This is a genomic window from Microbacterium sp. NPDC087591 (assembly GCF_044743625.1).
Lineage (GTDB): Bacteria > Actinomycetota > Actinomycetes > Actinomycetales > Microbacteriaceae > Microbacterium.
Genome location: NZ_JBIUWU010000001.1, coordinates 1282488 through 1302946, shown reverse-complemented (window position 1 = coordinate 1302946; position 20459 = coordinate 1282488). Strand labels below are relative to the sequence as shown.

At 70.1% G+C, this 20459-nt stretch carries 17 protein-coding genes; 12 read left to right on the top strand and 5 right to left on the bottom strand.

What is annotated here, in order from left to right; translation table 11 throughout:
• Positions 1-43: 43 nt before the first annotated feature.
• Complete coding sequence (locus ACIOVG_RS06040; protein WP_400870218.1) at positions 44-433, top strand: VOC family protein; 390 nt, start codon at positions 44-46, stop codon at positions 431-433.
• A 192-nt stretch (positions 434-625) separates the two neighbouring features.
• Here the strand turns inward: ACIOVG_RS06040 and ACIOVG_RS06035 are convergent, their stop codons facing one another.
• The 4 genes from ACIOVG_RS06035 to ACIOVG_RS06020 all read right to left on the bottom strand — a co-directional run bounded on the left by ACIOVG_RS06035 (position 626) and on the right by ACIOVG_RS06020 (position 5773).
• A complete protein-coding gene (locus ACIOVG_RS06035; protein WP_400870215.1) occupies positions 626-3172 on the bottom strand; it encodes a DEAD/DEAH box helicase in 2547 nt (848 codons plus the stop codon).
• A 148-nt stretch (positions 3173-3320) separates the two neighbouring features.
• Positions 3321-4034 carry a purine-nucleoside phosphorylase gene (gene deoD, locus ACIOVG_RS06030; protein WP_400870212.1) on the bottom strand — a complete coding sequence of 238 codons (714 nt, stop codon included), beginning with the start codon at positions 4032-4034 and terminating at the stop codon, positions 3321-3323.
• Positions 4035-4048: 14 nt separating this feature from the next.
• The gene (locus ACIOVG_RS06025; RefSeq protein WP_400870209.1) at positions 4049-4717 is read right to left on the bottom strand and encodes a DNA alkylation repair protein; all 669 of its coding nucleotides are present in this window, start codon (positions 4715-4717) and stop codon (positions 4049-4051) included.
• A 21-nt stretch (positions 4718-4738) separates the two neighbouring features.
• A complete protein-coding gene (locus ACIOVG_RS06020) occupies positions 4739-5773 on the bottom strand; it encodes an aromatic acid exporter family protein (protein WP_247628791.1) in 1035 nt (344 codons plus the stop codon).
• A gap of 217 nt (positions 5774-5990) precedes the next feature.
• Here ACIOVG_RS06020 and ACIOVG_RS06015 point away from each other — a divergent pair, with 217 nt between their 5' ends.
• From ACIOVG_RS06015 to ACIOVG_RS05970, 10 genes are all read left to right on the top strand, one after another.
• Positions 5991-7046 (top strand): DUF998 domain-containing protein, encoded by a 1056-nt coding sequence (locus ACIOVG_RS06015; RefSeq protein WP_400870205.1) that lies wholly within the window; start codon positions 5991-5993, stop codon positions 7044-7046.
• Positions 7047-7162: 116 nt separating this feature from the next.
• Entirely contained in the window at positions 7163-7423 is a 261-nt protein-coding gene (locus ACIOVG_RS06010) for a hypothetical protein (RefSeq protein WP_400870202.1), read from the top strand.
• Between the two features lie 86 nt (positions 7424-7509).
• Positions 7510-10392, top strand: a complete 2883-nt coding sequence (locus ACIOVG_RS06005; RefSeq protein ID WP_400870199.1) for an AAA family ATPase — start codon at positions 7510-7512, stop codon at positions 10390-10392.
• Between the two features lie 289 nt (positions 10393-10681).
• The gene (locus tag ACIOVG_RS06000; protein WP_141874111.1) at positions 10682-10885 is read left to right on the top strand and encodes a cold-shock protein; all 204 of its coding nucleotides are present in this window, start codon (positions 10682-10684) and stop codon (positions 10883-10885) included.
• 194 nt (positions 10886-11079) lie between these two features.
• Positions 11080-12114, top strand: coding sequence for an iron-siderophore ABC transporter substrate-binding protein (locus ACIOVG_RS05995; RefSeq protein WP_400870196.1), 1035 nt, complete (start codon positions 11080-11082; stop codon positions 12112-12114).
• A 31-nt stretch (positions 12115-12145) separates the two neighbouring features.
• Positions 12146-13189 (top strand): FecCD family ABC transporter permease, encoded by a 1044-nt coding sequence (locus tag ACIOVG_RS05990; protein WP_400870193.1) that lies wholly within the window; start codon positions 12146-12148, stop codon positions 13187-13189.
• 5 nt (positions 13190-13194) lie between these two features.
• Positions 13195-14268, top strand: a complete 1074-nt coding sequence (locus tag ACIOVG_RS05985) for a FecCD family ABC transporter permease (protein WP_400872691.1) — start codon at positions 13195-13197, stop codon at positions 14266-14268.
• Complete coding sequence (locus tag ACIOVG_RS05980) at positions 14265-15065, top strand: ABC transporter ATP-binding protein (RefSeq protein WP_400870190.1); 801 nt, start codon at positions 14265-14267, stop codon at positions 15063-15065. The genes ACIOVG_RS05985 and ACIOVG_RS05980 overlap by 4 nt, the downstream gene beginning before the upstream one ends.
• The gene (locus ACIOVG_RS05975) at positions 15055-16011 is read left to right on the top strand and encodes a siderophore-interacting protein (RefSeq protein ID WP_400870187.1); all 957 of its coding nucleotides are present in this window, start codon (positions 15055-15057) and stop codon (positions 16009-16011) included. Before ACIOVG_RS05980 ends, ACIOVG_RS05975 begins: the two co-directional genes overlap by 11 nt.
• Before the next feature lie 199 nt (positions 16012-16210).
• The gene (locus ACIOVG_RS05970; protein ID WP_400870185.1) at positions 16211-17077 is read left to right on the top strand and encodes an alpha/beta fold hydrolase; all 867 of its coding nucleotides are present in this window, start codon (positions 16211-16213) and stop codon (positions 17075-17077) included.
• Positions 17078-17236: 159 nt separating this feature from the next.
• Here ACIOVG_RS05970 and ACIOVG_RS05965 read toward each other — a convergent pair whose 3' ends face one another.
• Positions 17237-18244: a LacI family DNA-binding transcriptional regulator gene (locus tag ACIOVG_RS05965; protein WP_400870182.1), complete on the bottom strand. Its 1008-nt coding sequence runs from the start codon at positions 18242-18244 to the stop codon at positions 17237-17239.
• Between the two features lie 209 nt (positions 18245-18453).
• Between ACIOVG_RS05965 and ACIOVG_RS05960 the strand changes: the two genes are divergently transcribed.
• Positions 18454-20457 carry a beta-galactosidase gene (locus ACIOVG_RS05960; RefSeq protein WP_400870179.1) on the top strand — a complete coding sequence of 668 codons (2004 nt, stop codon included), beginning with the start codon at positions 18454-18456 and terminating at the stop codon, positions 20455-20457.
• The last annotated feature ends 2 nt before the right edge of the window (positions 20458-20459 follow it).

The window sequence follows — 20459 nt, the reverse complement described above, 5'->3', positions numbered from 1 at the left end:
ACCGGCTCTCGACTTTCCGGGAGGGAAGGCGGATGCTGGACGCATGACAGCGTTCACTGCAGAAGGCGCGTTCAGCGGGTTCAGCGTCGATGACATCGATGCGGCGGAGGCGTTCTACGGCTCCACTCTGGGGCTCGACGTCCAGCGCAATGCCATGGGGTTCCTCGATCTGCGGCTGCCGAGCGGCGGATCGGTCCTCATCTACGCGAAGCCGAACCACGAGCCGGCGAGCTTCACGATCCTGAACTTCCCCGTCTCCGACATCGATGCCGCGGTCGACGAGCTCATCGACCGCGGGGTGACGACCAAGATCTACAGCGACGCCGAGTTCCCCTCGGACGACCGGGGCATCGTCCGCGGCGACGGGCGGGGACCGGACATCGCGTGGTTCCGCGACCCCGCGGGCAACGTGCTGGCCGTGCTGCAGGTCTGATCCTGCGCGGACGGCTCCTCGAAAAGCACCACGCAGGTGCCGCTCGCGGTGCCGGTGATGCGGTAGCTCGCCGTGACGTCGTCGCTGGTGAGACTGAGGCGCAGGCCCGGAGGCGTGCGGCGGGGGACCTCGACGGCACCTCCGTCGAACGGTCCTCCCTGGATCGTCAGTCGCACCGGTGCCATGTCGAACTCAGAGCCGGTCGACCGCGGTGACGGTCACCACCGCGGCGCCTTCCGCATCGGAGGCGGCGAGGTCGACGGTCGCGGAGATGCCCCAGTCGTGGTCTCCGGCGGGGTCGTCGAGGATCTGGCGGACGGTCCACGCCTCGGCGCCCTCGGTGAGCAGCAGCAGCTTCGAGCTGCGCGCATCCGCGCCCGTGAGGATCTCGTCGTGGTCGGCGAAGTAGCCGTCGAGTGCGTCCGACCAGGCATCCGCACCGAAGGCGGGATCGAGCTCGGCGAGTGCATCCACGTCTTCGCGTGCCGCGAGCTGCACCCGGCGGAACAGCTCGTTGCGCACCAGGATGCGGAAGGCGCGCACGTTGCTCGTGAGGCGCTTCGGTGCAGGGGGCACGATCGGCTCGTCGCTGCTCCCTGGGCCCTGAGCGAGACCCGCCGCAGTCGGATCGAGACGAAGGGCCTCCCACTCGTCGAGCAGGCTCGAGTCGACCTGGCGCACCAGTTCGCCCAGCCACTCGATCAGGTCGCGGAGGTCCTCGTTCTTCAGCTCCTCGGGGATCGTCTGCGAGGCCGCGCGGTAGGCGTCGGAGAGATACCGCAGCACCACGCCCTCGGAGCGGGCGATCTTGTAGTAGGCGACATATTCCCCGAACGACATGGCGCGTTCGTACATGTCGCGCACGACCGACTTCGGATGCAGCTCGAAGTCGCGGATCCACGGCTGCGCGGCGCTGAAGGTCTCGAACGCGGCGCTCAACAGCTCGTCCAGCGGCTTCGGGTAGGTGACCTGCTCGACCAGCTCCATGCGCTCGTCGTACTCGATGCCCTCGGCCTTCATCGCGCCGATCGCCTCGCCGCGGGCGAGGAACTCCTGCTGCCCGAGGATGGCGCGCGGGTCGTCGAGGGTCGACTCCACGATCGAGATCATGTCGAGTGCGAACCCGGGGCTCTCGGGCTCCAGCAGCTCGAACGCGGCGAGGGCGAACGGCGACAGCGGCTGGTTCAGCGCGAAGTTCGGCTGCAGGTCGACCGTGAGGCGCACTTCGTCTCGTCGCTCCGCCTCTCGCTCAGCACGGGGGTTTCCCGGAAGGAGCTCGACGATCCCCGATTCGCGCAGTGTGCGGTAGATGCCGAGGGCCCGGATCGCGAGCTCGCGCTGCCGCTTCCGGGGCTCATGGTTGTCGTATACCAGCGCGCGTATATTCCCGAACACGTCGCCGCCGCGACCGATCACGTTGAGCATCATGGCGCTCGTGATCTGCATGTGTGAGGTGAGCGTCTCCGGCACCGCGTCGATGAGCTTGCGGAACGAGGGCTCTCCCCACGACACGAAGCCGTCCGGCGCCTTCTTCCGGATGATCTTGCGCTTCTTCTTCGGGTCGTCGCCGGCCTTGCGGATCGCGGCGAGGTTCTCGGTCTCGTGCTCCGGCGCCTGGGCGACGACGGTGCCGGCGGTGTCGTAGCCGGCGCGACCGGCTCGGCCCGCGATCTGGTGGAACTCACGGGCGTTGAGCTGCCGCATCCGCGTGCCGTCGAATTTCGTGAGCGCGGTGAGCAGCACGGTGCGGATGGGCACGTTGATGCCGACGCCGAGGGTGTCGGTGCCGCAGATCACGCGCAGCAGTCCGCGCTGGGCGAGCTGTTCGACCAGGCGCCGGTACTTCGGCAGCATCCCCGCGTGGTGCACGCCGATGCCGGCGCGGAGGAAGCGCGAGAGCGTCTTGCCGAACGCGGTGGTGAAGCGGAACCCGCCGATCAGCTCGGCGATCTGGTCGCGCTGCTCGCGGGTGGCGACCTTGGTGCTCGACAGGGCCTGGGCCCGCTCCATCGCGGCGGCCTGCGAGAAGTGCACGATGTAGATCGGCGCCTGGCCGGTGTTCAGCAGCTCGTCGATGGTCTCGTGGATGGGCGTCTGCTCATAGAAGAAGTGCAGGGGTACCGGACGCTCGACACCGGTCACAGAGGCGGTCTCCCTGCCCGTGCGGCGGGAGAGGTCGGCGGCGAGCTCGGTCACGTCTCCGAGCGTCGCCGACATCAGGATGAACTGCGCCTGCGGCAGCTCCAGCAGCGGCACCTGCCACGCCCATCCACGGTCGGGATCGGCGTAGAAGTGGAACTCGTCCATCACGACCTGACCCACCGGCAGCTCCGGCCCCTGGCGCAGCGCGAGGTTCGCGAGGATCTCGGCCGTGCAGCAGATGATCGGCGCATCCGCATTGACCGAGGAGTCGCCTGTGATCATGCCGACGTTCTCGGTGCCGAAGACGTCGACGAGAGCGAAGAACTTCTCGCTCACCAGAGCCTTGATCGGTGCGGTGTAGTAGCTGCGGACGCCGGCGTTCAGCGCGGAGAAGTGCGCGGCGATCGCGACGAGCGACTTGCCTGTGCCTGTCGGGGTCGACAGGATCAGGTTCTTGCCGGAGACGATCTCGATGACGGCCTCGTCCTGCGCGGGATACAGCCGGATCCCGGTGGACTCCGCCCACTCGACGAACGCCAGATAGACGGTGTCCGCATCGGCTCCGGCGGGAGGGGCGGCGTCGAGGAGGGAGGGCATGGTCCTCCGATCATCCCACCCCGGCCTGAAGACTCTCTGCCCGGAGGCGTTCACAACTCCTCAGAAACTCGGGCTGGAGGCCGCGGGAACGCCCGCGGCGGCCGATCGATCCCATTCTTTGAGGAGTTGTGAACGCCGGAAACCGCCCTCAGACCGCGGTGGCCGCCTGCAGGGCGATACGGATCATGTCGCCGAACGTCTGCTCGCGCTCCTGCGCCGTGGTCTCCTCGCCGGTGACGATGTGGTCCGACACCGTGCAGATGCTCAGTGCCCGCCGGCCGTGGAACGCGGCGAGGGTGTACAGGCCGCTGGTCTCCATCTCCACCCCGAGCGCACCGTGCTGCACGAACGGTGCCGTGAGCTCGGGGCGCGTGCTGTAGAACTGGTCGCTCGACAGCAGCAGCCCTACGTGCACCGACGACTCCAGCGGCTCGCGCTCGCTCGCCTCGACCGCGGCGCGCAACAGGGAGAAGTCAGCGACCGGCGCGTAGTCGAGCCCGTGGAAGCGCACCCGGTTGATGCCCGAGTCCGTGCAGGCGCCGTTCGCGATGATGATGTCGCGCACCTTCAGCTTCTCGGTCAGCGCCCCGCACGACCCCACCCGCACGATGGTCTGCACGTCGTACGACGTGAACAGCTCGGTGGCGTAGATCGCCATCGACGGCTGCCCCATGCCCGAGCCCTGCACCGAGACGCGGTGCCCCTCCCACGTGCCGGTGAAGCCCAGCATCCCGCGGGTCTCGGAGTAGAGCTCGGCGCCGTCGAGGAACGTCTCGGCGATCCACTTCGCCCGCAGCGGGTCACCGGGGAACAGGACGATGGGGGCGATCTGACCGGGCTCTGCGGCGATGTGCGTGCTCATCGACTCAGCGTAGGTCAGCCCTCGCGGCGTCGCACCATCTCGCCGATCCACAGCGGGGCGAACGGCGAGGTGCACCCCGGCGCCGTGGGGTAGTCGGCCAGCACCTGCAGTCTCTCGCCGATGGCCAGCGCCCGCGCCCGCAGCTCCGGATGATGGATGCCGATCTGCGCGAGGGTCTCGTTCATCGACCACTGCAGCCGCTTCGGAGCATCCCTCATGTCGCGCTCGATCAGGTCGAGAAGGTGCGCGAGGTCGAGGCCGTCCGGCTGTGTCACGACCCGCACCGAGGTGAGCGACCAGGCCGCGGCGGCGACCGTCGGATCGGCGTCGTCGAACCAGCGCAGACGCATCTCCTCGGCGAGAGGCGTCTTCTTCGCCACGTAGTTCACGAACCAGTCGTTGACCTTGGGTGGATGCGTCTCGCGCAGCATCGCGTCGAGCTCGTCCGGCGTGAACGCGCGCGGCGTGCAGATGAGCAGCGCGAGCAGTCGCGCGCCGGTCTCGCCCGTCGCCCACAGCTCCTTCGCGAGCGGCTGGTCGGTCTTGATGCGCTTCGCCAGCGCGCGCAGGCGGCTGAGGTTCATGCCGTGGTCGTCGCCGCGCTTCTCGTTCGCGGCGCGCATCTTCGGATCCTCGAGGGCGGCGAGTTCGCCGAGCGCCTCCGGCAGCGTCATGTCGGGCATGGGTCCAGGGTAGGCCGCGCGTCAGTCCTCGACCAGCTGGTCGCGGATGCGCCGCAGATCCTCCATCATCGATCCGATCAGGATCCAGTGCTGCGATGCCGGCGGACGGATGACCAGGGGAGCCGTCAACGCCGGGATGGCGGAGGTGAGCGCCTCGGGTTCCTGGGCGACGTCGGCGATCTGCACCGCGAGGCGCACGTCGTGCCCGGCCCGGCGCAGCTGCTCGGCGATCGCGGCGACGGCGGGTTCATCGCCGATCGAGTCGTCGTAGTGGTCGAAGTAGGCGCGGGTCATGCCGATGACCTGCGTGACGATGGGCGACAGCCGCTCCAGCAGTTCCCGCATCTCCCGCAGGTCGGCACGGTGGGTGGAGCGCCGCGGATTCAGCGTCAGCGATTCCTCGCCGGCCGCGATGGAGGCTTCGGCCGCATCCTTCATCGGGCGCAGCAGTCGTGCCTCCAGCATCAGCTCCTGCATCCTGGCCGGGGTCTGCGGTGAAGGCAGGGCGTCAGCGAGGCGGTCGAGGCAGGCAGCCAGCTCGCCGCCCAGCAGGCCGAGATCGCGCCGGGCGGGGGCGACGAGCACCGGAGGCACGATCGCGGCGTTCACCACGATGCCGATCGCGACGCCGATCAGGGTCTCGACGATGCGCGCGAACGCGTACTCCGGGCTCGACGACCCGAGCGCGAGCACCAGCATCGCCGAGATCGCGACCTGGTTTCCGGTCCCCGGTGAGGCTCGGAACACCCACGCGACGAGCATGGCGACCACGATCGCGAGCAGCACGATCCAGCTCGGCGACCCCAGCAGCAGGCCCAGAGCCATGGCGATCACGACGCCGGCGATCACCCCGATGCTGCGCTCGAGCGCCTTCGAGAGGGACTGGTTCACGCTGGGCTGCACGACCAGTAATGCGGCGATCGCCGCGAAGACGGGGAGCTGCGCGGGGAACACCCACCCGGCGATCAGCCACGCCGAGATCGTCGCTGCGGCGGACTTGACCACCTGCAACAACGGGGAGCGCTGCGAGGCGCGGATCGCGGCGGGGATGCGCATGCTCTCCACGGTAGTCGTGCGACGGCGGCCGTCGGAGCCGTGTGGGTGCTGTGCCGCCGCCTGCCACCGGCAGGAGGATCCGCCATCCGCAGGGGAATGTCACGGCGTTTCCTCCTGCAGGTGGCGGGGCGGGTGTGCCTCGACTCGGCATGGCGGGTGTGCCTCATCGCGGCGCGGATGGATGACGACGTCGGAGCCGCGTGCTTGCATGGGCCACATGGAGCAGCGGACTCGACTGCAGGCCGAGACCAGGGCGGTCTGGGCGACGGCGATCTGCTTCGTGCTCGGCGCGCTCGGGGGTGTGACGCTGCCGGCCGGTCAGCCACGACCGCTCACCGGGGACGGCGGGCTCGCGCTCCCCGTCGCCGCGATCGCCGGGGTGATCGCGGCTGCGGCGTTCGTCGTCAGCACCCGGATGCATCGACGCGGCGAGACCGTGCCGATGCCCCGCTGGCAGGCCGTCGTGTCGGACGTGTCGGCGGTCGCGCTCACCGCCGCGTTCGGCGCGGTCACCGCGATGGGGGTGCTGCTGACGGCGGAGATCCTCGCGGTCGGACTGCGCGGCCTCGAACTCGGCGCGCTCGGCGGGGGCCTGCTGGCCGGGGTCGCGGCGGCCGTGGGCGGACGTCTCGCGTTCGGCGCCGGGATCGGGCTGCGTACCGCCGACCTCGCCGGGCTCCTGTCCGGGTACCTCGTCATCGGCACCCTGTTCGCGATGGTCACCGCCGCCGATCCGCGGTGGTGGGAGCGGAACTTCTCGCAGCTGGGCGGCGGCGCCGGCTCGTGGGCGTTCAACGGCACGCTCATGATCGCCGGGCTGCTGGTGGCGACCGTCGGCTCGTACATCGGACGCGACCTGCACCGGGCCCTCGGCGACGGTGCACTGCGGCGCATCGCCGGCATCGTGGCGCTGTGGGCCGCCACCGGGATCACGCTCGCCGCGGTCGGACTGCTGCCGCTGCACCGGGTGCCGATCGGGCACGACATCGCGGCGTTCGCGACGCTCGTGCTGTTCGCGGTGGCCATGGTGGCCACGGCGACGACGGTGCCTGATCGTCCGAGAGCGCTGGTGATCACGACCGCGGGCGTCGTGCTGCTCGTGGTCGTGGCGGTCGTGCTGTGCTTCGGATTCGCACTGTTCTCCGTGACGGCGCTCGAGGCGATCGTGGTCGGCCTCGGCCTGCTCTGGATGACGACGCTGGTTCGCGTGCTCGCGATCGTGGTTCCCGCTGCCTCCCGCCCGTCGGCCCGTGCCACGCTGCGGCGGGCCTGAGCGTTGCGACGGATGCCCGGGGCGAGGGCACGTGGCGAAGATAGGGAATCCGTCCGATGTGGACGGGGTGCCTCAGAGCGGAGTGTAGGGATATCGCACACCGTCGAGGAGAAGTCATGTACGAGCACCCGTATCTCAGCTACCAGGTCACCGAGTTCGAGCGCGAGGAGTTGGTGCGCGCGGCCGAGCGGCATCGGGTGCTGATCGAACGCGCGGACCAGATCGTGCCGCGTCAGGTCGGAGCAGTGCGCGGGGCGGTGCGCCGGATGCTCGGGCGCACCGGCACGGCGGCGGATGCCGCGACCGCGCGAGCGGCTGCCGGGCCGTCGGTCGAGCGCCGTCCCTCCGGCTCCGGCGAGCCGCTGACCGCCCGGTGAGCACGGCGATCCCGTCGCCACGGGACCGCCAGGCGACGGTCGCGGACAGCACTCCGGATGTCGGCGAGGAGTGGGAGCATGAATCCATGTCCTCGTTCGGTCCCAGCTCCGCGATGGTCGGTCGCGACGCCGATCTCGCGGTCGTGCACCGCGGGTTCGGCACCGCCGTCGACGGAACGCCGGCTGCGCTCCTCGTCGAGGGGGAGGCCGGCATCGGCAAGTCACGGCTGCTGCGCGAGTTCGCAGCCGAGGTCGCCGATCGGGCCGACGTGCATGTCGGGTGGTGCCTCGACCTCGGGCCCGCGCGCACGCCCTACGGCCCGCTCACCGGCATCCTGCGCTCGCTCGTCTCCACAGTCGGCGCCGACGAGGTGCGTGAGGCGGTGGGGGTGGGGGCGGAAGCGCTCGGCATGCTGCTGCCCGAACTGGTGGCGGTGCCGAGCGAGCGCGAGCGCACGAGCCCCGAACGGCTCCGCGACGCGATCGCGACGCTCATCGAGACGGCGGCATCCCGCGCCCCGCAGGTGCTCATCGTGGAAGATCTGCACTGGGCGGACGAATCGACGCTCGCGATCCTCTCCTTCCTGCTGCGCACCCTCACGCGGGGACGGGCGCTGCTGCTCCTCAGCTGCCGCACCGACGATGTGCGTCGCGGCGATGCCGTGAGCAGGTTCATCGCCGAGGCCACCAGAGCGCGGCTGCTCGAGCGCATCGCTCTGCAGCGCCTCGCGGCGGATGCGGTGCGCACCCTCGCCGAGCAGATCACCGGCCATCCGCTGAGCGAGGTCGCGTTGGAGCGCGTGCAGGAGCGCGCCGAGGGCGTCCCGTTCTTCGTCGAGGAGATCGCCGGGTGCACGGCGGGTCCGCTGCCCGACGGTCTCCGCGACATCCTGCTCGCGCGGTTCGACCGTCTCGGCGACGATGCGCGCCGGGTCGTGCAGGTCGCATCGGGGGCGGAGCGGCCGCTCGCGCATCCCCTGCTCATGCACCTCGCCGACCTCCCGGAGGAGCGGCTCGACGACGCGCTCCGTGAGGCGATGAGCAGCGGCATCCTGGTCATCTCCGACGACCTGTATCGATTCCGGCATGCGCTGCTGCGCGAAGCCGTGCACGCCGATCTGCTGCCGGGAGAGCGGTCGCGGCTGCACCGCTCCTATGCCGAGACGCTCGAGGCGCACAGCGACGACACCGAGAGCGGCGATGCCGCGGCTCTGGCGTACCACTGGCAGCTCGCCAAAGACGAGCGTCGCGCCCTGATCGCCGCGGTCGAGGCGATGCGTCACGCCAAGGCGCGGTTCGCGTTCGGCACGGCCGCCCGGTTCGGCGAGCTCGCCCTCGACCTGTGGCCGCAGGTGCCCGATGCGGCGGACGCGGCGGGCGTCACGCACCTCGAACTGCTCCACACGCTCGGGTCGATCCTGCGCAATGCGGGCGATGGTGAACGGGCGCTCACCGTCGCGAATCTCGCGCTCGACGAGGTCGACAGCGCGACGGTCGACCCGCGACTGCATGCCCGCCTGCTCCGCAACAAGGCGCTGTATCTGGTGAACCTCGGTCGCGCCGGGGCGATCCCGCTGCTGCAGCAGGCGCTCGCGATCCTCGACGGGAACGTCGACGACGAGCTCGTCACCGCAGAACGCGTCGACGACGACGGGCTGAGGGCCGAACTGCTGAACCAGCTGGCGAGCCGGCGCATGATCGCGGGCGACCGGATGGAGGCGATCGCGATCGCCACCGAAGCCGCCGAGGTCGCCGCCCGCGCGCACTCCGACGATCAGCTCTCGATCGCCGCGAACGTGCGAGGTGCGTCGCGCGCTCATCTCGGCGACATCGAGGGTGGCGTCCGCGAGTACGCGCTCGCCCGCGACCTCGCCCGAGGCTCGACGGCCGAGATGCGCTACCGGGTCAACTACTCCGACCTCCTGGGTCTGCTCGGCCGGTACCGCGAGGCGCTGCTGCTCGCGGAGGAGGGCCTCGCTCGCGCGCGCGTGCTCGGCGTGGAGCGCACATCGGGGTCGATCATGGCGCAGAACATGGCGGTGCCGCTGCTCGAGCGCGGCGAGATCGCCCGGGTGGAGGAGATGCTCGCGCGCGACTTCATGCAGGGCACGCTTCGGGTGTTCCGCATGTACGCGACCATGACGTGGGTGCGTGTGCTGGCGTGGCGAGGGCGGTCAGCCGAGGCGGCCGATGCGATGCGCGAATGGCTTCCCGCGTTCCGGGAGACCGGCGCCGTCGAACGGCAGATCTGGTACGACGGCGTGGTGATGGCCGTCGCGGTGGCCGAGAGCGCCGGAGATCAGCGAGGAGCGCTCGCCGCGATCCTCGCGATGATCGACGACGACGGCCCCGTGCTGCTGCACCAGCGCCGGCTGCTGCTGCAGGCGGGCGCGATCATCGCGCAGCTGCGTGCGGCGGGCGACGATGTGGCCGCGGCGTCGCGCGCAGTCGCTGCGGCGTGGGCCGCGCAGTCGGCGCAGTTGAGGGGCGGCACCTGGTCGGTGATCCTCGACGCGCTGCTCGCACCGACGGCGGAGGCGCTCGATGAGGCGATCGCCCTCGCCGACGGAGAAGATGTGCCGGTCACGTTCCGTGTCGTCAGCCGTATCGAGCGCGCACGGCTGCTCGTGCACGCCGGCGAGCGGGCTGTCGCCGCACCGCTGCTGGCAGCTGCCGAGAGGATCGCCGACGAGCTCGGTCATGTGCAGCTGCAGGCCGCGGTCGCGGAGTTCGCTACGGCGGCCGGGCTGAGGGCGGGCGATGACGACGAGTCCGCACTCCTCACCGCCCGCGAGCGCCAGGTGCTGGCACTCGTCGCCGAAGGGCTCAGCAATCGCCAGATCGGAGAGCGGCTGTTCATCAGCGTGAAGACCGTGAGCGTGCACGTCTCGGCGGTGCTGCGCAAGCTCGGGGTGAGCACGCGCACCGAGGCGGCGCTGGCGGCCCGTGCTTCCCGCGCGCTGTCGTGAGCCGGGTGTGGCGTGCTCCAGAACTCGGGGGCCCACGACCAGGGGCGGCGTGGTACGGTTGGCAACGTGCCTCTTCCTGGAGGCGTCATTCATCACCGGCCCGCGAACGCTTGCTGCGACGTGTGTGGCCCGACATCTGGATCCGAATTCTGCGCCGATCGGTTCGGCACGGATCCCCTGAAAATCTCGCCCCTTCATTCGGAGGTGGCTCACTCGTATCCTCCGGTTGTTCCGGGGCGATGCACAAGCCGTGTAAAACAGCGGCTAGTTCAACAGAAAGAAGAAACACATGGCCACTGGCACTGTGAAATGGTTCAACGCGGAAAAGGGCTTCGGCTTCATCGCTCCCGATGACGGCTCCGACGACCTGTTCGCCCACTACTCGGCGATCACGGGCTCGGGCTTCAAGGAGCTCCGCGAGAACCAGAAGGTCGAATTCGACGCTGAGCGTGGCCCCAAGGGCATGCAGGCGGCGAACATCCGCGCACTCTGAGCGCGCACTGATCGTCCGGAAGCCGGTCGGGCCCCTCGTGGGTCCGGCCGGCTTCTGCGTTCCCTCCGGGAGTGGATGCGCGAGGAGGGGTCGGTAAGTCCAGACTCTTGGCTTATTAGGGATGCCTAACCATCTGTTAGATTAGGCCAGGCTTACCAAAGCCTCCCCCCCTCCACCCTCCGAAGGGAATGCCTGTGCGCACCTCTCGACTTCTCGCCGCCGCCGTCGCCGCGGCGCTCGCCCTCAGCCTCACCGCCTGCGCGACCGCGTCGACCGGCGAAGACTCCGACGCCGTCGGCGGCAACCCTGCCGATCCTTCCGCCTTCCCTGTCACGGTCGAGCACGTCTACGGCGAGACCACGATCACCGAGAAGCCCGAGCGCGTCGCGACGATCGCGTGGGCGAACCACGAGGTGCCGTTGGCTCTCGGGATCGTCCCCGTCGGCATGAGCAAGGCCACCTGGGGCGACGACGATGACAACGGCGTGCTGCCCTGGGTCGAGGAGAAGCTCGACGAGTTGGGCGCCGACACCCCGGTGCTGTTCGACGAGACCGACGGCATCGACTACGAGGCTGTGGCCGACACCGAGCCCGACGTCATCCTCGCCGCGTACTCCGGTCTGACCCAGGAGGAGTACGACACCCTCTCCAAGATCGCTCCGGTCGTCGCCTACCCCAAGGTCGCCTGGGGGACCTCGGTCGACGACATGATCGAGCTGAACTCGAAGGCCCTCGGCCTGGAGGCAGAGGGGCAGGCGCTGATCGAGGACCTGCACGCCGATTCCGAGGCGGCGCTCGAGGAGAACAGCATCCTCAAGGACAAGAAGGTCCTGTTCGCCTACGTCGACCCGACCGACCTCAGCCAGATCGGCTACTACACGGCGATCGACACGCGCCCCGGCTTCCTGCACGACAACCTGGGGCTCCCGCTCCCGTCGATCGTCGAGGAGAACGCCGGCAGCGACCAGTTCTACCTCACGGTCAGCTCGGAAGAGGCCGACAAGTTCGCTGACGTCGATGTGTTCGTCACCTACGGAGACGACTCGCTCATCGCGACGCTGCAGGCCGACCCGCTGCTCTCCAAGATCCCGGCCATCGCCGAGGGGCGGATCGCGATCCTGCCCGACGCCACGCCGGTCGCGGCATCCGCGAACCCCTCGCCGCTGTCGATCCCGTGGGGTCTGAGCGACTACCTGGCCCTTCTGGCCGCGCCGCTCGCGGCGAAGTGAGCCTCGACTCCCGCTCCGTGCACTGAACACAGTGGCCACCGTCACCGTTCCCACGCCGGGCACCGCAGACCTGCGGCGCCCGGCGTGGGCGCGTACCCTCTGGCTGCTGATCGGGCTGGGCGTGCTGCTCGTGCTCTGCGTGCTGTCGGTGTGCTTCGGGGTGCGCGCGGTCAGCATCGACGACATCATCGCGGCTCTCGGCGGGCAGACCGACACCCTCGCCCAGGCCGCGATCGTCAAGAGGCTGCCGCGCACGGTGCTCGCGCTGCTGGTCGGCGCCGCGCTCGCGCTCTCCGGCGCCACGATGCAGGCCGTGACCCGCAACCCGATCGCCGACCCCGGCATCCTCGGCGTCTCGAACGGTGCGTCGCTCGCGGTCGTCCTCGGCATCGCGTTCCTGGGCCTCTCGAACCCCTACGGCCAGATGGCCCTCGCGATCGTCGGCGCCGCGATCGCCGCGACCTTCGTCTACACGGTCGGCTCGCTCGGCCGCGGTGGGGCCACGCCGCTCAAACTCGCGCTCGCGGGAGCCGCGACCTCTGCCGCCTTCGCCTCGCTCATCAGCGCGATCATGCTGCCCCGTGTCGACCTGCTGCAGACGTTCCAGTCCTGGCAGATCGGCGGCGTCGGCGGCGCCGAGTGGCCGCGCATCGCGCTGACCGCACCGGTGCTCGCGCTCGGCGCGCTCATCTGCATCGCGAGCGCCCGCGGGATGAACTCCCTCGCGCTCGGCGACGACATGGCCAAGGGGCTGGGGGAGCACGTCTTCCGCACCCGCCTGATGTCGGCCTTGGGTGCCGTCATCCTCGCCGGTGCCGCGACCGCGATCGCCGGACCGATCGGGTTCGTCGGGCTGGTGATCCCGCACGTCTGCCGCCTGCTGATCGGCACCGACCACCGTTGGCTGCTGCCGTTCTCCGCGCTGGCCGGTGCGGCACTCCTGCTCGCCAGCGACATCATCGGACGCGTGATCGCGCCGTCCTCCGAGGAGATCCAGGTGGGCATCATCACCGCGATCGTCGGCGCCCCGTTCTTCATCTGGATCGTCCGCCGTCAGAAGGTGCGGGAACTGTGAGCACCCTGAAGCAGACCAGTGAGGCGCAACCGCCCGCATCCGACGCCGCAGCGGCGAGCGTCGCCGCGATCATCGCGGGCCGTCGTGCCCGCCATCGCCGCCACGGCATCGCCACCGTCGTGCTCGGCATCCTGCTGTTCGTCCTCTTCGCGGTCGCGCTCATGGTGGGCAACACGTTCTACACACCGGACCAGATCATCCGGGTGATCCTCGGCGAGACGGTGCCTGGTGCCTCCTTCACCGTCGGCGAGCTGCGGCTGCCGCGCGCCGTGCTGGCGGTGCTCGCCGGGCTCGCCTTCGGCATCGCGGGCGTGTGCTTCCAGACCCTGCTGCGCAACCCGCTCGCCTCCCCCGACATCATCGGCATCTCCGATGGGGCCGGCGCGGCGGCCGTGGTCGGCATCGTGGTGCTGTCGCTGAACGGACCCGTCGTCTCGCTGCTGGCCCTGGGTGGCGCGCTCATCACCGCCGGGGTGATCTACCTGCTCTCGATCAAGGGCGGCTTCGCGGGTACCCGACTGATCCTGATCGGGATCGGCATCGCGGCGATGCTGCAGAGCGTGATCTCGTATCTGCTGTCGCGCGCCGCGAGCTGGGACATCCAGACCGCGATGCAGTGGCTCACCGGCAGCCTGAACAACGCGTCGTGGGAGCGCGTGACTCCGCTCGCGATCGCCGCAGCCGTCATCCTGCCGCTGATGCTCACGCAGGGCAGGGCGCTGGGTGCCCTGCAGCTGGGCGACGACTCGGCCTCCGGTCTCGGGGTGCGCGTGAACCGCACGCGCCTGCTCTTCATCCTGGGAGCCGTCGCACTGCTGGCATTCGCCACCGCGGCCACCGGTCCCATCGCCTTCGTGGCGTTCATGGCGGGCCCCATCGCCGCACGCATCACGGGACCGGGCGCGAACCTGCTGCTGCCCAGCGCGTTCGTCGGCGCGGTCCTGGTGCTCGGCGGCGACCTGATCGGCCAGTTCGCGCTCGGCGCGCGCTACCCGGTCGGCGTCATCACCGGCGTGCTCGGCGCGCCGTACCTGATCTATCTCCTCATCCGCACCAACCGCACCGGGGGTTCGCTGTGACCGTCTCGCACACACTGTCGGCGGAGGGGGTCACCCTCTCCTACGGTGACCGCACCATCATCGACACGCTCGATCTGCAGATCAGCCCGGGCAAGATCACCACGATCGTCGGGGCCAACGGATGCGGCAAGTCGACGCTGCTGCGCTCGCTCGCCCGGCTCCTGTCGCCCAGCGCCGGACAGGTCGTGCTCGACGGCAAGTCGGTGCACGCGCGTCCGACCAAGGAGGTCGCGCGCATCCTCGGCCTGCTCCCGCAGTCGCCTGTCGCGCCGGAGGGCATCGCCGTGGCCGACCTGGTGGGCCGCGGCCGGCATCCGCATCAGAAGGTGCTCGCGCGGTGGAGCGCGCACGACTACGAGGTCGTAGCCGATGCGCTGGCGGCCACGGGGACGACCGAGCTCGCCGACCGCAGCGTCGACGAGCTCTCGGGCGGACAGCGCCAGCGGGTGTGGATCGCGATGGCGCTCGCGCAGGAGACCGACATCCTGCTGCTGGACGAGCCGACCACGTTCCTCGATGTCGCGCACCAGGTCGAGGTGCTCGATCTGCTCACCGACCTCAGCGTCTCGCGCGGCACGACCATCGTGATGGTGCTGCACGACCTCAACCTCGCCGCGCGCTACGCCGACGAGCTCGTCGCCATGAAGGACGGACGCGTGCACGCGATCGGCGCTCCGCAGGATGTCGTCACCGCCGCACTCGTCGAAGAGGTCTTCGGCCTCGCCAATCAGATCACCATCGATCCGGTCTCCGGCAAGCCGATGGTCACACCCATCGGGAGGCACCATGTCCGCTGAGACCACCACCGAACGCCCCACCTACGTGCTGGCGCGCGCCGAGGTGCGTGCCGTGAACCGCGTCTCGCCGTCGTTCGTGCGGGTGACCTTCGGCGGCGACGAGCTGTTCGAGTTCGGCACCCCTGGCGAGGTCTTCGACAGCCGGATCAAGCTGATCTTCCCGCCGGCATCCGGCGTGCTCCCGACCCTCGACCGCGAGACCGGCGACTGGTGGGGGTCGTTCCTCGCGGTGCCGGAGGAGGAGCGCGGGTCCATGCGCACCTACTCGGTGCGTGATCTGCGGGTCGATGCCGAGGGTACGGAGCTCGACGTGGACTTCGTGCTGCACCTCGAACCGGGTCTCACCGGGCCCGCGTCCCTCTGGGCGAGCGCCGCCGCGGTGGGGCAGGAGCTGTTCCTGGTCGGTCCGCGCCGCGGGGTGGCAGCCGATGCGCACGGTGGAGCGGAGTACGCCCCCGGAACTGCCGCCTCGGTCGTGCTCGCCGGTGACGAGACGGCCGCGCCGGCCATCGCCCGCATCCTCGAAGACGCCCCGAGCGACCTGCGCGGCGTCGCCTTCATCGAGGTGCCGTCGCCCGCCGACATCCTGCGGATCGACGTGCCGGCCGGCGTCGAGGTGCACTGGCTGCCCCGCGATGCCGGTGAGCCGCACGGGCTGCGCCTGATCCCCGCGGTGCTCGCGCACCTGGGAGATGCGGATGCGGCGGACGAGATCCGGGTGAAGGACATCGACACCGAGGATCTGCTCTGGGAGACGCCGGACTACTCGGGGCTCGGCGAGGAGATCGCGGCGACGGATGCTCCTGGCGAACGCTACTTCTGGATCGCGGGCGAGAGCGGCGTCGTCACGACCCTGCGCCGCCACCTCGTGAAGGACCTCGGCATCGACCGTTCGCAGGTCGCGTTCATGGGGTACTGGCGCCGCGGCGTCGCCATGCGCGGCTGACGCGAGCGCGCGGGGCTGTTGCGCCCGTCTCGACGGAGATCTCACGAACGAAGGACGGTTTCCGATATCCGGTCCTTCATTCCGTGAGATCTCCTTCACCGCGTGCGATCGCGGGGATGCGGAGCTCCGCAGGGACCGGTGGCGGACGCGGGCGCTGCGGCGTAGCATCCCCGTGGAATCGTTCGACGAGGAGGCCCCGATGACGCAGCACACGCTCGAGCTCCCGGAGGTCGACCTCGTCTACGACGTGCACGGACCGCTGCCGACCCCGGATGGCCGGCCGCCGCTGATGATGATCGGCCAGCCGATGGATGCGAGCGGGTTCCAGGCGCAGGTGGCGCTGTTCGCTGACCGCACCGTCGTGACGTACGACCCTCGCGGCCTCGGCCGCAGCATCCGCAAGGACGGCGGGGTCACGAACGACCCCGAGGTCCAGGCGGAGGACGTCCACGCGATCATCGAGACGCTCGGTGCCGGACCCGTCGACATGCTCGCGAGCAGTGGCGGCGCGGTCACCGCCCTCGCGCTGGTGACGGTGCATCCGCATGACGTCGCGACGCTCGTCGCGCACGAGCCGCCGATCGACAGCGTGCTGCCGGACGCCGACGCGGTGCATCGAGCCCGCATCGCCTACACGCAGGCGTACCAGGACCGCGGATGGGGCGCCGGGATGGCGGCATTCGTCGCGATGACCTCATGGGAGGGTGAGGTCAACGACGAGTTCCTCGCCCAGCCGGCGCCCGATCCCGCCGCGTTCGGGATGCCGACGGAGGATGACGGGAGGCGGGATGATCCGCTCCTGTCCGAACTCTCCTGGGCGGTGCCGCTCTACGAGCCGGATCTGGAGGCGCTGACTGCAGCGCCGACGCGGATCGTGGTGGCCGTCGGCGAGGAGTCGCTGAAGAGTTACACCGGCCGTACCTCGATCGCCCTCGCCGAGAAGCTCGGCCAGCAGGCCACGGTCTTCCCCAGCCATCACGGCGGGTTCATGGGCGGCGAGTTCGGGTATGCCGGGCAGCCCGAGGCCTTCGCCGCGAAGCTCCGCGAGGTGCTCGACCGGACTTAGGGTGTGCGGCGAGCCCGCTCGCCTCCTCCCGCCGCGAGGCCGTCGCACGCGCCGACGGAGATCGCACGGGATGACGGACCGATTCCGGCATCTGCTCCTGCATTCCGTGAGATCTCCTGTAGAACGGGCGTCGGCCCGCCAGGGGGTGCGCGAAACCGTCTAGGCGCTCTCGCGCACCACCAGCTCGGTGTCGAGGACCACGGAGCGGGGGGATGCTCCGGCGATGACCTCGAGCAGCACGGCGACCATCTGCGCGCTGATCTGGTCCCACGGCTGGCGCATGGTCGTGATCGGGGGCTCGTGGGTGGCGGCGAGGCCGGAGTCGTCGAAGCCGGCGATCGCGATGTCCTCGGGCACCCGGCGTCCGGCCCGGCGCGCGGCGGCGATCGCGCCGGCGGCCATCCGGTCGGAGGCGGCGAACACGGCGTCGACGTCGTGCGCGAGCATCCGGGTCATCGCGGCGACACCCGATTCGTACGAGTAGTCCCCGACCTCGACGAGCGACTCGTCGTACCGGTCGCCGAGCTCTTCGCGGAAACCGACCAGACGGTAGCGCCCGCCTGGGGTGTCGTCGGGGCCGGTGATCATGCCGATCCGACGGTGTCCCTGCGCCACCAGGTGCGCGGCCATCGCACGGGCAGAGGCGACCTCGTCGACCGAGATCGTCGAGAGCTCGCGCTCGTGTCCGAGGGGCACGCCGCAGCAGACGGTGGGGATGCCGACCTCGATCAGCTGGTCGAGCAGCGGGTCGGACTCGTGCGACGAGATGAGCATGACGCCGTCGACGTGGCCGGCGCTGAGGAACTGCGCGACGCTCTCGCGCTCGGCGGGCGTTCCGGCCACGAGGAGCACCAGGGTCATCGCTCGCTGCGCGAGGGCCTCGGCGGCTCCGCGCAGCAGCAGGGCGAACGTCGGGTCGTCGAAGAGCAGCTGCTGCGGCTCGGTGAGCAGGAACGCCAGGGAGCCGGCACGGCCGGTGGCGAGGCTGCGGGCATGGTGGTTGGCGGTGTAGCCGGTGGCGAGGATCGCCTCTTCGACCGCCTGTCTGGCGTCGGGGGACACCCAGTGCCCGCCGTTGATCACGCGCGAGACCGTGCTGCGGGACACCCCCGCCTGTGCCGCGATCTGGCGGATCGTCGGCTTGCGCTTCGCGCTGACATCACTCATCGCTGTGACTCTACCCACAGCATCCCGTCCAGCGGTAGTCGAAACTGGGACCGGTCTCAGTTCGGTAACGGCGGTTGTGATCGACGGCGGACCTGAGGTAGAACTGAGACCGGTCCCAGTCACGTCCCTGTGACAACCTGAGACCGGTCCCAGTCAAGCGACAGCATGCAGGGACCGCACCACGACCGCACCGACCCGATGGAGTGCCGATGACCTCCCCCCACGCCTGGCCCGACCTGCGCGGAATCGCCTATGGCGGCGACTACAACCCTGAGCAGTGGTCCCGTGAGACGTGGCGCGAAGACGTCGTGCTGATGCGCGAGGCCGGAGTGAACCTGGTCAGCGTCGGCATCTTCTCGTGGGCGCTCATCGAGGTCGCCGAGGGGGAGTTCGACTTCACCTGGCTCGACGAACTGCTCGACCTGCTGCACCAGAACGGCATCGCGGTCGACCTGGGCACGCCCACGGCTTCCCCGCCCGCCTGGTTCTTCGCGAGCCACCCCGAGGCGCACGTGATCGACCGCGAGGGTCGCACCATGGGCTTCGGCTCCCGTGGCATGGCGTCGCACTCGTCGCCGGCCTACCGCGAGGCGATCGTCCGGATCGCGGATGCCCTCGCGGCACGCTACGCGCAGCATCCGTCCGTCGTGCTCTGGCACGTGCACAATGAATACGGCGTTCCCGTCGGCGAGGACTATTCCCCCAACGCGGTCGCCGCCTTCCGGCTCTGGCTCCAGGTGAAGTACGGCTCGCTCGAGGCGCTCAACAGCGCGTGGGGCACCGCCTTCTGGGGGCAGCACTACTCGGCCTGGGAGCACATCGGCGCCCCGGCCATCGCCCCGAGCGTCGTGAACCCGGCGCAGCGCCTCGACTTCGCCCGCTTCACGGATCACCAGCTGCGCGCGTGCTTCATCGCCGAGCGCGACGCGATCCGCGCGCACGCCACGCAGCCCGTCACGACGAACTTCATGGCGAACCAGAGCTGGACCACGGATCTGTGGGCCTGGGGGCGCGAGGTCGACATCGTCTCGGACGACCACTACCTGTGGGCGGCCGACGAGGATGCGCACATCGGTCTGGCGATCGCGGCCGACCTCAGTCGTTCGGTCGGTGGCGGCAAGCCGTGGATCCTCATGGAGCACTCCACCTCGGCCGTGAACTGGCAGCCGCGCAACATCGCGAAGCGCCGCGGCGAGATGATGCGCAACTCGCTCACGCATCTCGGACGCGGGGCAGACGGCATCCTCTTCTTCCAGTGGCGCGCAGGGCGCTCCGGCGCCGAGAAGTTCCACTCCGCGATGCTGCCGCACGCGGGAGCCGACTCGCGGGTCTTCCGCGAGGTCGTCGAACTGGGCGCCGCGCTCGGGCGCCTCGACGAGGTGCAGGGCACCACGGTCGTGGCCGACGTCGCCATCCTGTGGGACTTCGAGTCGTTCTGGGCGCAGGACCTCGAATGGCGCCCGTCCGAAGACGTCACACACGCCGCCCAGGTGCGCCGCTTCTACGAGCAGCTCTGGCGCGACGGTATCACCGTCGACTTCGCCCTCCCCGGCCAGGATCTCTCGGGCTACCGACTGGTCGTCGCCCCGGCGCAGTACCTGCTGAGCACCGCGGATGCCGCGAACCTCACCGCCTATGTGAACGACGGCGGCACGCTGCTGGTCTCGTTCTTCTCGGCGATCGTCGACGAGAACGACGCCGTGCACGCCGGAGGCTTCGTGGCCCCGCTGCGCGATGCGCTCGGCCTCACGGTCGAGGAGTTCCTGCCGCTGCGCGAAGGCGAGAGCCATGGCCTCGACTGGGCCGACCATGCGGACATCGTGGCCGACGTCTGGCAGGAGGACATCGCGCTCGAGGGAGCCGAGGTCGTCGCGAGCTTCTCGGGCGGACCCGGTGAAGGCGAGCCCGCGATCACCCGGCACACCCACGGTGCCGGTACCGGCTGGTACGTCGGCACCCGACTGGATGCGGCGGGCATGCGCGCGCTCCTCCACGAGGTCTACGCGGATGCCGACATCTCACCGTCCGGCGTCGCCGAGGGCCTCGAGGTCATCACCCGTCGCGGCGCCGACGCCGTGTACCGCGTGGCCGTCAACCATCGTGACCACGACGTCGAGCTCGAGGCCGCCGGCGTCGAGCTGCTCACCGGCACCGAGGTCTCGGGATCCCTGACCATCGCGGCGGGCGGCGTCGCCGTCATCCGAACCACCTGACC